The 16,102-nt window shown below is 41.0% G+C and carries 13 protein-coding genes; 3 read left to right on the top strand and 10 right to left on the bottom strand.

The window, feature by feature from the left end:
- The first annotated feature begins 139 nt into the window (after nucleotides 1-139).
- Nucleotides 140-766, top strand: coding sequence for an FMN-dependent NADH-azoreductase (locus tag CKV71_RS02490; RefSeq protein ID WP_095103463.1), 627 nt, complete (start codon nucleotides 140-142; stop codon nucleotides 764-766).
- Nucleotides 767-1,103: 337 nt separating this feature from the next.
- Here the strand turns inward: CKV71_RS02490 and CKV71_RS02485 are convergent, their stop codons facing one another.
- The 3 genes from CKV71_RS02485 to CKV71_RS02475 form a co-directional block, all read right to left on the bottom strand.
- Nucleotides 1,104-2,060 carry a cation diffusion facilitator family transporter gene (locus CKV71_RS02485; RefSeq protein WP_095103461.1) on the bottom strand — a complete coding sequence of 319 codons (957 nt, stop codon included), beginning with the start codon at nucleotides 2,058-2,060 and terminating at the stop codon, nucleotides 1,104-1,106.
- 86 nt (nucleotides 2,061-2,146) lie between these two features.
- Nucleotides 2,147-3,577, bottom strand: a complete 1,431-nt coding sequence (locus tag CKV71_RS02480) for a phosphate--AMP phosphotransferase (protein ID WP_095103459.1) — start codon at nucleotides 3,575-3,577, stop codon at nucleotides 2,147-2,149.
- A gap of 146 nt (nucleotides 3,578-3,723) precedes the next feature.
- Complete coding sequence (locus tag CKV71_RS02475; RefSeq protein WP_095103457.1) at nucleotides 3,724-4,593, bottom strand: fructosamine kinase family protein; 870 nt, start codon at nucleotides 4,591-4,593, stop codon at nucleotides 3,724-3,726.
- Nucleotides 4,594-4,823: 230 nt separating this feature from the next.
- On the opposite strand from CKV71_RS02475, the gene CKV71_RS02470 reads away from it, so the two are divergent.
- The gene (locus CKV71_RS02470; RefSeq protein ID WP_095103455.1) at nucleotides 4,824-5,846 is read left to right on the top strand and encodes a PTS sugar transporter subunit IIC; all 1,023 of its coding nucleotides are present in this window, start codon (nucleotides 4,824-4,826) and stop codon (nucleotides 5,844-5,846) included.
- 50 nt (nucleotides 5,847-5,896) lie between these two features.
- Here the strand turns inward: CKV71_RS02470 and deoB are convergent, their stop codons facing one another.
- Together deoB and CKV71_RS02460 are read right to left on the bottom strand one after the other, a co-directional pair.
- Nucleotides 5,897-7,087, bottom strand: coding sequence for a phosphopentomutase (gene deoB / locus CKV71_RS02465; protein ID WP_095103453.1), 1,191 nt, complete (start codon nucleotides 7,085-7,087; stop codon nucleotides 5,897-5,899).
- 39 nt (nucleotides 7,088-7,126) lie between these two features.
- Nucleotides 7,127-8,428 (bottom strand): pyrimidine-nucleoside phosphorylase, encoded by a 1,302-nt coding sequence (locus CKV71_RS02460; RefSeq protein WP_095103451.1) that lies wholly within the window; start codon nucleotides 8,426-8,428, stop codon nucleotides 7,127-7,129.
- 190 nt (nucleotides 8,429-8,618) lie between these two features.
- On the opposite strand from CKV71_RS02460, the gene CKV71_RS02455 reads away from it, so the two are divergent.
- The gene (locus tag CKV71_RS02455; protein WP_095103449.1) at nucleotides 8,619-9,623 is read left to right on the top strand and encodes an NADP-dependent oxidoreductase; all 1,005 of its coding nucleotides are present in this window, start codon (nucleotides 8,619-8,621) and stop codon (nucleotides 9,621-9,623) included.
- 95 nt (nucleotides 9,624-9,718) lie between these two features.
- On the opposite strand, the gene CKV71_RS02450 is transcribed toward CKV71_RS02455, so the two are convergent.
- The 5 genes from CKV71_RS02450 to CKV71_RS02430 form a co-directional block, all read right to left on the bottom strand.
- A complete protein-coding gene (locus CKV71_RS02450) occupies nucleotides 9,719-10,120 on the bottom strand; it encodes a sporulation protein (protein WP_095103447.1) in 402 nt (133 codons plus the stop codon).
- Between the two features lie 122 nt (nucleotides 10,121-10,242).
- On the bottom strand, nucleotides 10,243-10,839 hold the full coding sequence (locus tag CKV71_RS02445; RefSeq protein WP_095103445.1) for a class I SAM-dependent DNA methyltransferase: 597 nt from the start codon (nucleotides 10,837-10,839) through the stop codon (nucleotides 10,243-10,245).
- An 88-nt stretch (nucleotides 10,840-10,927) separates the two neighbouring features.
- A complete protein-coding gene (gene pflA / locus CKV71_RS02440) occupies nucleotides 10,928-11,683 on the bottom strand; it encodes a pyruvate formate-lyase-activating protein (RefSeq protein WP_095103443.1) in 756 nt (251 codons plus the stop codon).
- A 676-nt stretch (nucleotides 11,684-12,359) separates the two neighbouring features.
- Nucleotides 12,360-14,609, bottom strand: coding sequence for a formate C-acetyltransferase (gene pflB, locus CKV71_RS02435; RefSeq protein WP_095103441.1), 2,250 nt, complete (start codon nucleotides 14,607-14,609; stop codon nucleotides 12,360-12,362).
- Nucleotides 14,610-14,912: 303 nt separating this feature from the next.
- Nucleotides 14,913-15,284, bottom strand: a complete 372-nt coding sequence (locus tag CKV71_RS02430; protein ID WP_095103439.1) for a DUF488 domain-containing protein — start codon at nucleotides 15,282-15,284, stop codon at nucleotides 14,913-14,915.
- Nucleotides 15,285-16,102: the final 818 nt, after the last annotated feature.

The raw sequence follows: 16,102 nt of genomic DNA, 5'->3' as shown, positions 1-16,102 counted from the left end.
TTAGAGGCACTGTTCACGAAACGTTGCGATTTCCAAGTCTTTCTTTCACGAAGTGTAAAAGTAATACTTTACATATACTTTATGTATCGAGTATAATTAATATATCTTAAAAACAGAAAGAGAAAGAAGGATTTTTAACATGTCTCAAGTACTTTATATTACTGCGCACCCGCTCAATGAAATGGTTTCTAATTCGATGGCGGTGGGCAAGGCGTTTATCGAAAGTTATGAAGAAGCGCATCCTGATGATGAAGTGGTACATATTGATTTATTTAAAGATGAGGTTCCGGAAATTGACGCGGATGTGTTCTCTGGATGGGGCAAATTGCAGTCTGGGGAAGCTTTGTCTGAGGTTGAGCAACATAAGGTCAGCCGTTTAGCTGAATTGGTTGATCAGTTTGTGGCTGCGGATAAGTATGTGATCGTGACTCCAATGTGGAATTTATCGTTCCCTCCTGCTGTAAAACGTTATTTTGATGCGGTTTCAATCGCTGGCAAATCGTTTAAATATACTTCTGAGGGACCTCAAGGTTTATTGACTGATAAAACTGCATTGCACATTCAATCTCGCGGCGGCTTCTATAATGAAGGACCTGCTGCGGAAATGGAAATGGGCGATCGTTATATTCGTACGATTTTCACTTTTATGGGTGTTCCGAAGTATCGTTTAATTGCTGTTGAAGGACATAATAAAGTTCCTGAAAAAGCTGAAGAGATTAAATTGAATGCGATTCAACAAGCGGAATCTTTTGCAAAAGAATTTTAATAAGTGGGCGCGGAAATGAAATTATTTCGTTGTACCGCTCCAGTAAATAAGGACTAGGATAAGTTAAAATCCTAGTCCTTTTTTTATGATGAATGTTTGTGGGGGTTAGCCGTGGAGAAGCGCTGGTGAATGGCGGGCTGTGCTGAGGGTGGAGGCTGGTGAGGGTCAAAGTGTTGAGGCTCGCCGCCGCTGCCTATACACTTTGCCCCTATCCTCCACTCATCCCACCAATCTATAACAAACAAAACGTCCATAACGCTGACAATATGTAGTACCTCCAAAGTCGAACTCAAAATTCAACTTCAGGAATACACTACACCAGCGCTCTGGACGTTTTTTATTGCTCATGCTCAAATTGTTCGAAATAATTTTCATCTAAGTGATTCAAATCAAGATGTTCGATTTGCAAGGTAGTGTGGTGTAAGCCGTACTTCGTTTTCAACAATCGTTCTAGTTGATTGATGATTTGGTATGCGTCTTGACTGCTTGTGCTATCTAAAACAACATGGGCAGAAAGGGAGTATTGGTCAGACGTTACGCTCCACAGGTGGAACTCATGCACATCTATGACACGCTCTGCTTTTTTCATATCACCAATGATTTGATCGACATCGAGTCCTTCTGGAACAGAGGCCATCAATATCAGCCAAGCATTCTTCAAGATTTTATAGCCGCCGTTCAATAAAATAGCTGAAATCACAATACTCAAAATCGGGTCGATGATTTGAATGCCAGTCAATTTAATTAAGACGACTGCGACAATGACGCCGACTGAATTCAATAAATCACCGAAGAAATGCCATAAAGCACTTTGGATGTTAATATTGTCCTCGGATTTCAAAGAATTGTACAACAGCCATGTCAGTATAATATTGACAATCAAACCAATGATTGCCACTACCAGCATAATTCCGTCTTCAATTGGTTTAGGATAAATGATGCGCATCACCGCTTCGTACAATATCCACAATGAAATGACTACGAGTGCTAAGCCGTTTAAAAATGCTGCAATAACTTCTAACCGCAAGTATCCATATGTAAAACGGTCTGTCGGTGCTTTACTCGCAAAATAAATAGCAATCATGGATAAACTTAGCGCTAAAACGTCGCTCAACATATGGAATGAGTCTGATAGTAATGCTAATGAATTCGAAACTAAACCTCCGACAAATTCTACGATGGTGAAAATCAAAGTAATGATTAATGAGGCCCATAGTGTCCGCTTCGAACTTTGCTGAACTTTACGATGTTCAACATGATGAAAATAATAGTTTCGAGAATAATTTCTAACCATCATTTTCCCTCCCTTATATATATTCATTATGTAATACAACGTTTGTGCTCTCCCCCACGGTGAACACAAACGCTTTCAAGCTCTAGTTAATCGTGATTCACGCCCCACAGCGCTGTTTCACAAGTTTTAATAATACGTTTCAAGACTGCAATACGTGCTGATTTCTTATGGTCAGCCGGTACGATATACCAAGGTGCGTGTGATGAGTCTGTTTTTTGAATCATATCTGCACTCGCTTCAAGGTATAAGTCCCATTTATCGCGATTGCGCCAATCTTCGTCAGTAATCTTCCATTGCTTATCTGGATTGACTTCTCTGGCTTTAAAACGTTCAAGTTGGATATCTTTATCCAAACTCAAGAAGAATTTCAAAATGATAGCACCTTCATCAGTCCACATTTTTTCAAAATCATTAATTTCATGATAGGCACGCTGCCATTCATCAACCGTCGCAAACCCTTCCACACGTTCCACAAGAACACGGCCATACCAGCTGCGGTCGAACATTTCAATATGGCCGGTACGCGGCATATCTCTCGCAAAGCGCCACAAATATTGATGCGCTAATTCTACATCTGTCGGAGCACTGATCGCGTTGACTTCATAACCGGTAGGATCCAATTTCTCACGAATACGTTTGATATTGCCGCCTTTACCTGCAGCGTCCATTCCTTCAAAGACCAAGATGAGCGGAATCTTGCGTTCATATAAGGCAAATTGGATTTCTAACATACGTTGCTGCAATTTTTCAATTTGTGCATTATATTCATCTTTCTTCACTTTCGTTAAGCGATTCTCAAACAAATCTGTCTTATAGTCTTTAGTAAATAAGCCATCTCTTTCCACTACACGTTCACGATAAGCTTTGATTGCTTTCTTCAAGCGCTTGATAATATGTTCGTACATATTGACAGTAGCTTGTTCGCGCTCCGTATAATCAATCACTTTCCAATCTTTCTGCTTTGGATCATTCAAGATTTTGTGCATTTCTTCTAAATAAATATCATCCGGGATGACATTTTCATATTCTTGCGCTTTCCAGCGTGTGAGCGGATTTTCTTTAGTTTGGCGAATATGATCTTGCCGCTTCTTCTCATCAATTTCAATATAGAATTTGATGATTTCGTAATGATCATTTTCCAACATTTCTTCAAACCCATCAATTTGATCGCGCAATACATGATAATCCTTATACTGCAAATGCTTGATACCATTGACTTTGTAATCAATATAATGCGCATACCAACTGCGGAAATAAATATTGATGTCCCCTTTTCCTGGCAGCGTATTCCAATATTTCTGCAAGAATTGATAACGCAGATTTTCAGGTGTCGGCGATGCTGTAGCAATAAAGCTAGAATACTTAGCATCTAATGTTAGTAAGAGTTCATTTGATAAGCGCGTTTTACCCGCTGCAGGCACTCCCTCGAATACAATCATCACCGGAATTCCTAATTTATGCGTTTCTCTTGTTAACCGTGATGCTTCTAACTCTAATTCTTTAATCTTAGTTGACATATTCTCACCCCATTTTTTAACTTATCTCTAAATTAACACTTTTTTATGAAAAAATGCGTGAATGAGTAAAATTCCACTTTAGATATATTCTAATATATAAAAAAACTTCCGCCGAAACGGAAGTTCAACGTTCTTTTCACATTCAATTACTGCTGTTTTGCCTCAGCTAAAATTTTATCCATCGATTGTTCTACACTGCCTTCATACATAGAACCAAATTTCACTAAATGTACGAGCAGTAAATAGAGTTTATAGAATTCAATACGGCGCTCTGCTCCATCCGGTAACGGATAAGCTTTGTTATACGCTTCATAGAATTCTTCAGAGAAACCGCCGAAGACACGTGTTGCACCTAAGTCGAATTCACGGTCACCATACAATGGCATCGGGTCAAACAACGCCGGTTCGCCATTTTTCAAGAACATATAATTGCCGCTCCACAAATCACCGTGCAACAACGATGCTTTACTTTTATGATTATCCAGCGCATCTACAATCACTTCTCGAACATTATCAAACTTGTTGAGTTGATCCACGTCCCATAAGTCTTTCTCCACAATTTTTTCACGCAAGTGATCCAAACGACGATGCACGAAGATTTCTTTCCAAGAATCCGTCCAGCTATTATCAAAGGCGACATCCGGACCATTATCAGGATAATCAAATCCGAATTTCTTATCCGGATTATGGAAATCATGCAACTTCGCAACCAACTTGCCTAACGCTTCTTGGCTGCCCGTTGTACCTTCATCCAACCACGTCAGAATCATATAAGCATCGCCCGCAATTTCACCTTTCGCGACCACTCGAGGCGCCGTCACCTCCGCATACTCGAAATCATTCAGACCTTCCGCTTCAGCAGAATAGAAATCATACGAACTATTCGGCTGCACTAACAAGAAATACTGCTCATCCTCTGTATCAATACGATACGCATCATTCACATCTCCGCCTGACACCGGCACGATATCCTTAATCCCTGAAATTGGTAGATTTTGTTGCCATAATTTATCCATGTCTGTATCCCCCGTTCATCATATTCTTCACTCTATACATATACCACTTTCACGCTCTCTCTAACTTCCTGGCGGAAAAGAAACCTTTGAAGAGGCACACTCTCTCAGATAATTCCTTCTCTCTAAGGTTTTCCTTTTCAAATAGCAAGTTATTCGAAATATTTAAGCAATAGGTTAGAAGTTCTATGCTATACTTATGGCAAATAACTGGAGGTCTTATATATTTCATTATGAAAAAATTATTACATCGTTGGTTTATTCAAGGTTTAAGTTATATGACTTTAGGGCTCTTCGGCTCTTTAATTATTGGTTTAATTATGCAGACAATCGGCAAACAGACGCTGATTCCTGCTTTAAATTTACATTTCTTAGCTGAAATCGGCACAGTGGCCATGGGCTTGACGGGCGCTGCGATTGGCGGGGCGATTGCGTATGGTTTAGGCGCGCAGCCTTTAGTGGTGTTCTCGTGTATTATTGTCGGGTCGCTAGGTTACGATAAATTCGGCGGCGGTGCGGTCGGTGCATTTGTAGCAACTTTAGTGGCGACGGAGTTAAGTCGTTTCTATGCGGCGAAAACGAAGGTCGATATTATTATTTCACCTTTACTGACATTGATTATCGGCGGTGCGGTAGCTAAGTTTATCGGACCGTTCTTAAATGACTTTATGGTATCGCTAGGTAAAATGATTATGTTAGCGACGGATCAACGTCCTTTAATTATGGGCATTCTGGTCGCTGTCATCTTCGGCTTGGCTTTAACAGCACCGATTTCTAGTGCAGCCCTCGCTTTAATGCTGGATTTATCTGGGTTGGCGGCTGGTGCTGCGACAATCGGCTGTTGTGCGCAAATGGTCGGCTTTGCGGTAACTAGTTATAAAGATAATGGTGTCGGCGGCTTGATTTCTGTCGGCATCGGAACGAGTATGCTGCAAGTTCCGAATATCTTGTTGAATCCGGCCATTCTGATTCCGCCTACTGTTGCAAGTGCAATTATCGCACCGATTATGACGACATTGTTCCCTATGACGAATAATGCGGCAGGTGCAGGTATGGGTACGAGTGGATTTATCGGACAGATTATGACTATTAATACGATGGGTGCTTCAGCCAAAACCTGGATACTCATTGCTGTGTTCCAAATTATTTTACCCGCTGTAGTCAGCTATCTGCTCTATCGTGTATGTAAAAAAGCTGGCTGGATTAAAGACGGCGATCAAAAAATTAATATAGGCAACAAAAAAGTGGCTGATTAATATGAAAACACCCGAGCTTGCTCAGCTCGGGTGTTTCTATATTCAAGCTTTTATTTTTCAACATTCATTTCTGACAAGAAGCTGCGGCCATATTCTGGTAGTGGCACATCAAAGTTGTCTGCAATCGTCGCGCCGATTGAACTGAAGGTTGTATCACCGCTCAATTCATGTGCTTCTGTTTTCAATTTAGGACTATACAGCAAGACTGGAATATACTCTCGTGTATGGTCAGTGCCTGGTGCAATCGGGTCGTTACCGTGATCGGCTGTAATAATCACTAAATCGTCTTCTTGCAAGTTATCAATCAGTTCCGGCAAACGTTCATCGAAATCTTTGATAGCTTGAGCATAACCTTCTTTATCACGACGGTGGCCATACAAGGCATCGAAATCGACTAAGTTTAAGAAGCTGATACCCGTGAAGTCTTTTTTCACAACTTTAATCAATTGATCCATGCCGTCCATATTATTCTTCGTACGAATCGCTTCAGTCACACCTTCACCATCATAAATATCATTGATTTTACCAATCGCGATGACATCGTAATCATGGTCTTTCAATTCGTTCATTACTGTGCGGCCGAAAGGTTTCAACGCATAATCGTGTCGATTAGAAGTACGTGTGAAATTACCTGGTTCGCCGACATAAGGGCGTGCAATAATACGACCGATTAAGTATTTCGGATCTTTCGTCAACTCACGCACTTTCTCACAGATGTCATACAATTCTTCCAATGGAATCACATCTTCGTGTGCCGCAATTTGTAAGACCGGATCTGCTGAAGTATAGACAATCAAGTCGCCCGTCTTCATTTGATGTTCGCCCCACTCGTCAATGATTTGAGTACCAGAAGCAGGACGGTTCGCCACAACTTTACGGCCTGTCATGTCTTCAATTTCTTTTACTAATTCGTCAGGGAATCCATCAGGATACACTTTGAACGGTTGCATAATATTCAAGCCCATAATTTCCCAGTGGCCTGTCATCGTATCTTTACCGACAGAAGCTTCACTCAATTTAGTATAGAAAGCTTCTGGATGCTCAACCTTGTCTACCACAGGTAATGGCGCAATGTTGCCGAGTCCTAAGCGTTCTAAATTCGGCAAATCTTGCTCGAATCCTTCTAAAGTGTGTTTCAAAGTGTGGCTGCCTTCATCATTGAACGCTGCCGCATCGGGTCCCTCTCCGATACCTACTGAATCCATTACGATTAAATGTACACGTTTAAAGGGAGTTGTCATAATCACTCTCTCCTATCTCTTTCTGATTTTGAAAAATAATTATTCTGTAATGACTGTGTGAATTAATGTTGGCGCTGTGCCAGATTTTGAAATGGTGATATTGTCATAAATCTTCGCTTTGACATCATCAATATCTTCCGTGTTGCTGTAAATCGTCATTAAGCTTTCACCCGCTTCGACTGAATCGCCGACTTTCTTATGCAAGACTAAACCGACACTTAAATCAATGTCGTCTTCTTTCGTTTGACGACCGGCGCCAAGCATCATGGAAGCAATGCCCATTTCATTAGCGACAATTTCTGTCACTACGCCGCTTTCTTTAGCCGGCAATTCACTTTGGTACTGTGCTTGCGGCAACAATTCAGGATGATCCACTACTTCAGGATTACCCCCTTGGTTCTTCAAAAATGTACGGAACTTATCTAAAGCTGCACCGCTGTCAATCGCTTGTTGCAATAAACCGCGTGCTTCTTCTAAGGTTTCCGCTTTGCCTCCAAGTACTACCATTTGCGAACCTAACGTCATGACAAGTTCCGTTAAATCATCTGGTCCTTCGCCGCGTAACGTATCCATCGCTTCCTTCAACTCTAATGCATTTCCGATAGCATATCCTAAAGGCTGGCTCATATCTGAAATAATTGCCATTGTTTGACGACCGACATTATTACCGATCTTTACCATGGCATGTGCTAAGGCTTCTGCATCTGCCAACGTCTTCATAAACGCACCGTTGCCTGTCTTCACATCCAAGACAATCGCATCTGCTCCTGCCGCAATCTTCTTACTCATAATAGAAGACGCAATTAAAGGAATAGAATTGACCGTACCTGTTACATCACGCAACGCATACAATTTCTTGTCCGCCGGCGTTAAATTACCCGATTGACCGATAACTGCCAATTTATCCTCATTCACTAAACGAATGAAATCATCTTCTGCAATTTCCACATGGAAGCCGTCGACAGATTCCAACTTATCAATCGTACCGCCCGTATGACCTAAACCACGGCCGCTCATCTTCGCAACCGGCACACCGACTGCAGCTACTAAAGGCGCCAACACTAACGTCGTCGTATCCCCGACACCGCCAGTCGAATGCTTATCCACCTTCGTACCCTCAATCGCCGACAAATCAATTTCATCGCCAGAATGCACCATTGCCATCGTCAACTCAGCACGCTCATCATTATTCATGTCTTGGAAATAAATTGCCATGGCCATACTCGACATCTGATAATCCGGAATATTGCCATCAGTATACTCCGCAATCATCCATTTGATTTCCTCCGCTGACAACGATTCGCCATCGCGCTTCTTATCAATCAAATCCACCATTCTCATAAACCAATCACTCCTCAATGTATTCTCTATAGACTGTCCAATGTGACTGTAATTCACTCCTATTTTACCACGTCTATACCAGTTTACCGCAACCTTTAACCCTTCTAAAAAGAACAGTGTCAGGGTTAAGCTGCATGTGTTATGGGAATGGAGGTGTATAATTAGAGAAATGATGTGAGGAAGTGTTGTGATGGAAGCGGTGCGTATCCACAAGTATAGTAAAAGTATTCGTCCTCAATTAGATGAGGTAGCTGTGCCTGAGGTGCAGGAGAATGAGGTGCTGGTCAAGATTCATGCGGCGAGTGTGAATCCGATTGATTTCAAGGCGGCGCAAGGGGGTATCATGCGTTTGTTCTTTAATGAAAAGACGCCTTATGTGATGGGACATGATTTCGCGGGTGAAGTGGTCCAGACGGGCAAATGTGTGACGAAGTTTCATGTCGGTGAAGCGGTTTACGGGATGAGCATCGGCGCATTTGCGGAGTATATTGCAGTCACGGAAAATCAATTGGCGACGATGCCGGCGAATTTGAGTTATGAGGAAGCGGCTGCGTTACCGATGGCGGGTTTGACTGCTTATCAAGCGCTGCATGATTATATGCATTTGAGTGCGGGTCAGAAGGTCTTGATTCAAGCAGGTTCTGGCGGTGTCGGCTCATTCGCGATTCAATTAGCTAAAGTGCTAGGCGCTGATGTGGCAACAACGACAAGTGCACGTAATCGCGAATTTGTAGAAGATTTAGGTGCAGATAAGGTGGTTGATTATCATGAGCAGAATTTTGCGGAGGTGTTAAAGCACTATGATGGTGTGTTCGATACTTTAGGCGGCGATAATTTAATGAAAGCCTTTAAAATTCTCAAGCCGCATGGAACGGTCGTGTCGATTAATGGCATTCCGGATGCACGTACGGCTGTAGAACTGGATTTGCCGTTATGGAAGAAATATCTGTTGAGATTCGCGGCCCGAAAAATCAATAAAGCAGCCGATGAACGTCAAGTTTATTATCGTTTTATTTTCACACGTGATAGTCGCAAGGCATTGAATAAAATTAGAAAATGGGTAGAAGCTGAGCGCATACGCCCAGTCATCGATAAGATCTTCGATTTGTCTGAGACTAAAGAGGCATTGGCGTATATTCAAGAAGGACATGCACGAGGTAAAGTGATTATTCGCGTCACTGAAAATGAAATTTAAGATTAAAAAATACCGCATAATTCTAACCGTTGCGCCCTCCCTCAACTTGCGTTTGCGCGACGCGATAGATTCATGCGGTATTGCTTTATCGAAAATTATTGAATGCGGATTTCGGCTTCGTCTTCAGAGTCTGCACCGTCTTCAATCGTAATATGTGTACGTAATACTAAGGCATTTGTTTCTTTGTCTAATGTGAAATTAGCGAGTTGGAATTCGAATGGTTTCTCAACAGATTGCGCTTTTTCAACGACTTGTTCGCTTTTAATTTCATACATTTGCAAGACTTTGTCAGATTCACCAAAATCTTTATTTTCATCAGAACCTTCTTTTGGTTCAAGCAATGTCAATCTGATTCTTGATACTTGCTGATCTTTGTCTCCGCCTTTTAAAACAACTTTCCCGGAAATTGTTTCATCAGCTTTGAATTCAGCTTTTTCTAAACGTGTATCCACTGTAAGCTCCCCAACTTTCAGGGATGTTAAAATTTTATCGAACATTTAAAACCCTCCTTAAATTTTCAATTGCTCAAATGCATCTATGAATCAAATATAATTTTAAATCCATTTTAACAACACAAGTAGTTTAATGAAGATTTCACATAAATGTCAAATATTGTTGGTTATGATTTGTTTGCTTTCGCTAAAAATAATGAAGCATCTTGATTCATAAAGATTTTTTCTCCTTGATAAAAAGTATGGATGGCCGGGTCCGTGAATCCTGCTTCCTCCAGTTGTGCTTTGACTTCCTCTTGGGTAAATCCTGAGTGAATAAGCGGATGGCTGACGTTCTCGTTGTGATTAAAATCTGCTATTAGAATTTGACCGCCTGGCTCTAACAATTTGAACAATTGTTTTAACAACGTTTGTGTATCTGGAACATGCAGCATTACCAAGGACATGATAATGGTGTCGACTTGTATAGTAGGCAATGTATCTTCTACTACATTAAGATGCAGTGTTTCTGCATGCTTTAAATCTAAGTCCTTAATTTTCTGTTGTACTATTTTCAGCATTTCATTTTCTGCATCCGCAAAGATGATGTGGTCCGCTTCGTCCGCAAAGCGCAAACCTACTAATCCTGTTCCGCAGCCGTAGTCTAGCAATCGGTGCGGGATACTCATGCGTGCTTCCATCTCTCCCGCAATTTTTCCCGTCAGGTGAATTTGAGGGTCATTATCGTAGCGATGTGCAATGTGTTGGAATACTGATTCTTCCATGGTTCCACCAACCTCTCTCGTCTTTGTTCTAGCATAACAAATACAGACACTTGAGTGGGTTCAAGTGCCTGCTTCGGGATGGATGATGTTAGTGAATGGAAAGTGGTGTTGCGCCTTGGAAGTTGACGAGTTCGTAAGCACGTGCGACGTCTGCTTCACTCGGCTCTTGTACGCCTTCCAAGGGATATGTTTGTCCGAGTGCTTCGTATTTGTGCACGCCGAGTTGATGATATGGCAAGATTTCGAAACGTTCAACGTTGTCTAGTGTAGCGATAAATTTGCCGAGATGGATGAGGTCATCCTCGTCATCAGTATATCCTGGAACGAGAACGTGACGGATCCACACGGGTTGTTTGCGTTCGGACAAATGTTGTGCAAATTTCAAGATGTGCTGGTTCGGTTTGCCAGTCAGTACCAGATGTTTGTCGTTGTCGATGTGTTTAAGATCGAGCAAGATCAGATCTGTGTAGTTGAGCAAGTTGTCTAAGTGCGCGAGAAAGGTCGGTGTTTCGTTGACGCAACCGGCTGAAGTATCGATGCAAGTGTGAATACCTTCTGCTTTCAACTGCTGGAAAAGGAGTTCTAAGAAAGGCATTTGCAGAAGCGGTTCTCCTCCGCTCACTGTGACGCCGCCGTCTGAAGTGCTGAAATAAGGGCGATATGGAAGTATTTCTGCGACGAGTTCCTCTGCACTCACTTTGCGTGGCGCATCGGTCAAATTCCAGGTGTCAGGATTATGGCAATAAAGGCAACGCAATAAGCAGCCTTGTGTAAATATGATATAGCGCAAGCCTGGTCCGTCGACCGTGCCCAAGCTTTCTACAGAGTGAATTCGTCCTTCCATTGTATAGACCTCCTTAGATTTTGGCAGTGTGCTGGGTGTGGCGAGTGTGTGTTCTTTGGGCAATCGGCAGGGTGACAGGCGAACGTGCATGATGTGCGAGTTTGCGTAGAGGTGCAAGATGGATCTAGACACTTTAAGCGGGGAAGTGTCTAGATTACATGCTTTTCTAGACACTTCTCGAAAACTTGTGTCTAGATTACACCCTTTTCTAGACACTTCTTGGAATCTTGTGTCTAGATTACATGCTTTTCTAGACACTTCTCTGAAACTTGTGTCTAGATTACATGCTTTTCTAGACACTTCTCGAAAACTTGTGTCTAGATTACATGCTTTTCTAGACACTTCTCGAAAACTTGTGTCTAGATTACATGCTTTTCTAGACACTTCTCGAAAACTTGTGTCTAGATTACATGCTTTTCTAGACACTTCTCAAAAACTTGTGTCTAGATTACACCCTTTTCTAGACACTTCTCGGAATCTTGTGTCTAGATTACGCCCTTTTCTAGACACTTCTCGGAATCTTGTGTCTAGATTACATGCTTTTCTAGACACTTCTCAAAAACTTGTGTCTAGATTACACCCTTTTCTAGACACTTCTCGGAATCTTGTGTCTAGATTACGCTCATGCTCCGCCAACCAGCCACACACTCACACACACCCGCTTCACACTACTCCACTACATTCTTTCATGGAATGTTCTTGATATAACATCGAGTTGTTGCTCGCGTGTCAACTTAATAAAGTTAACTGCATAGCCAGATACGCGAATTGTGAGTTGCGGATATTCTTCCGGATGCTCCATTGCATCGATTAATGTTTCACGATTGAAGACGTTGATATTCAAATGGTGACCATGCTGCATTGCATAACCATCTAATACTGAAACTAAGTTGTGATTTTGTTCAACGTCTGTTTTGCCAAGTGATTTCGGCACAATACTAAATGTATTAGATATACCATCTTTACAGTATTCATATGGAATCTTGGCAACTGATGATAACGATGCTAATGCGCCATGTTCATCACGGCCGTGCATAGGATTCGCACCTGGTGCAAATGGTTCGCCAGCTTTGCGTCCATCTGGTGTGTTGCCCGTTTTTTTACCATATACTACGTTAGAAGTAATCGTTAACACACTCATAGTATGTTCTGAATCACGGTATGTTTTATGTTTGCGTAATTTTTTCATAAATGATTTCACTAATTCAATCGCGATATCATCCACGTGTGCATCATTATTACCGTATTTAGGGAAATCGCCAGTTGTTTCAAAGTCTACAACTAAGCCTTCTTCGTTACGGATAGTTTTGACTTGTCCGTATTTAATAGCAGATAATGAGTCCGCTGCTACAGATAGTCCTGCAATACCAGTTGCCATCGTGCGGTGAACATCTGTATCATGCAAAGCCATTTCAATGCGTTCATAACTATATTTATCATGCATATAGTGAATGATATTTAATGAGTTGATATATACTCCAGCCAACCATTCCATCATTTGATCGAATTTCGCATATACTTCATCATAATCGAGTATTTCAGAATCAATCGGCACAAATTCTGGGCCGACTTGCATGCCAGATTTTTCATCTTTTCCACCATTAATCGCATATAGCAATGTTTTCGCTAAGTTAGCACGTGCACCAAAGAACTGCATTTGTTTGCCGATGCGCATTGCAGATACGCAGCAGGCAATTCCGTAATCGTCGCCGTAACTCTCACGCATCAAGTCATCATTTTCATATTGGATAGAGCTTGATTTAATACTCATTTCTGCACAATATGCTTTAAAGTTTTCAGGTAAACGTTGGGACCATAATACAGTTAAGTTCGGTTCTGGAGCAGGTCCTAAGTTATCTAAAGTGTGCAAGAAACGGAAAGAGTTCTTAGTTACCATTGCACGACCATCTAATCCTACACCGCCGATAGATTCAGTTACCCATGTCGGATCACCTGAGAACAATTCATTATAATCAGGAGTACGCGCAAATTTAACCAAGCGTAGTTTCATAATAAAGTGGTCGACAATCTCTTGTACTTCGCGTTCAGTCAAGACGCCCGCTTGTAAATCACGTTCTGCATAAATATCTAAGAAAGTAGACGTACGTCCTAAACTCATTGCTGCACCATTTTGTTCCTTAATCGCAGCAAGATAAGCTAAGTATAGCCATTGTACCGCTTCTTTAAAGTTCTCTGCAGGTCGGCTGAGATCGAATCCATAACGTTCGCCCAATACTTTCAATTCTTTCAAAGCACGGTATTGTTCAGATAACTCTTCACGTAAACGAATCGTGCTTTCATCCATTTCAGTCGACATATTATTGAAGTCTTTCAACTTTTCTTCCATTAAAAAGTCAATACCATACAAAGCCACACGACGATAATCTCCGATAATACGACCACGGCCATAAGCATCAGGCAGCCCAGTAATAATACCCGCTTTACGACAAGCCAGCATTTCTTTTGAATAGGCATCGAAGACACCTTGGTTATGTGTTTTACGTAAATCTGTAAAAATACGTTCTGTTTCTTCATCTAAATGATAGCCATAAGCTTCACAAGCTGCTTTCGCCATACGAATACCACCGAATGGCTGCATAGAACGTTTGAATGGTTTATCAGTTTGAACACCCACAATTTGTTCTAACTCTTCATTCAAATAACCTGCATCATGCGATAAAATTGTCGAAGCAACTTTAGTGTCCATATCCCACATGCCGCCTCGCTCACGCTCTTCACGTGTTAAATTCATTACTTGATCCCACAAATCACTCGTAGCCCGTGTAGGTGATTCTAGGAATGATGAATCTCCGTCATACAACGTATAGTTCAATTGAATAAAGTTTCTCACATCTACTTCTGAAGCCCATTTACCTCGTTTAAAGCTTGCCCATGGCGTCGTTGTCTCTTTCATTGTTTCAACCATAATAATCCCTCCATTGGATTTAATGTGATGTGTTAAATCTTGTTACCGTTTTCACAAATGAGTATACGGGCTTTTGTGAAAAAAATCACTTAATTTCCGAAAGAATTAAACAAGGTGTGTCAAGGTTGTGAAACTGTATTATATATTTGTACTATACGATAGCTAGTGTATTAGAACAGAGTTTGTTTTATTTGCAAAAAATAAGAAGCTAAGACAAAATTATGTCTCAACTTCTATAGATTCTACTGGCAGACTTTGTCAAGGCGGGACTACGAAATAACTTTTTTTGCACCGCTTCTTTAATTATTTATAGCCTTGTTCTTTTAAATACTCTTGCAATACTACCGCTTGATTATGTTCTTCATCTTTAGCCGAATATAACAACACTACATCTTTACGCGCATCGTTAATGATACCTTCTAATACTTTTAATTCTTCATGTTGCTCTTTATTATTTTTCAACTCATCAATGTATTTCTTTTTAAATTCATCAAATTTATCAGGATCATGACCAAACCATTTACGCAATTCTGTGCTAGGTCCGATATTCTTCATCCATTCATCTAAGTTCGCATTTTCTTTAGATATGCCGCGTGGCCAAACGCGATCGACAAGTACACGCACACCATCATTTTGTGCTTTATCTTCATAAATACGTTCAATTTTAACAGTCATGCTAGCTCCCTCTCTTTTCAAAAAAATTTTCGCTTCACTTTCTGAAATACCCTTGCTTTCTTGCTACAAACACATTGTATGTTTTGCAATTTTTTCACTGTCAAAAAAATTGCTGTGGTAGAACAGTAATTTTTAAATATTACAGAAATTTAAACAGGTTCACAATGATGTCACATGTGCAAATAATTTTATACCATATTTAGTGATTTTCCTCACATTCTTTGTTAGAGTTATATGTGAAATAGATAACAAAGTTGTTGTAAGCGGATTCGCTGTTCAAGAGAACGTAGAGAAATGAACAGTTGATGGATATGCGCTTTTGGCAACGCTATCTATTCAATTATTTCATTTAGCGAAGGTTGGGCAATTCGATGAGTTTTCTAACCTAGACGCTTAGCAGTGAACGAGATCACCTTAGATTCTGCAACTTAGAGTAGATTCAGATACAGAGATGCTGTGGTAGGAGTCTCTGTATCGCTGACCCTTATTGAAACTACGTTACCCCACGTAGTAATAAGACAGCATCAAGTATATTTCAGGAGGTGACTTTCGATTTTCAGAAGATAATACACTGTGTCAGCTCCCCCGTAGATATAGTGTGCATGCACAATTTTATATTCAAGCAATGAATCATCAGTGAGTTTCCCCAAGCTCACAGCATTCAATAAACAACAGACTCATTCGTTATTGAAACCGGCTCCCCAACCGTTTTCAACCAACTCCCAATAAATCCCTGTTTGGGTCTGCATGATAGAACAAGTCTTGAATACAATTTGTGACAATCTACTGATTTTTGAAACATTTGTATCTTGAACTTT

Origin of the sequence: Staphylococcus piscifermentans (assembly GCF_900186985.1) — a bacterium.
GTDB classification, from domain to species: Bacteria; Bacillota; Bacilli; order Staphylococcales; family Staphylococcaceae; genus Staphylococcus; species Staphylococcus piscifermentans.
The sequence above is the reverse complement of the archived record's forward strand: the minus strand, read 5'-3'. Positions and strand labels throughout refer to the sequence as shown.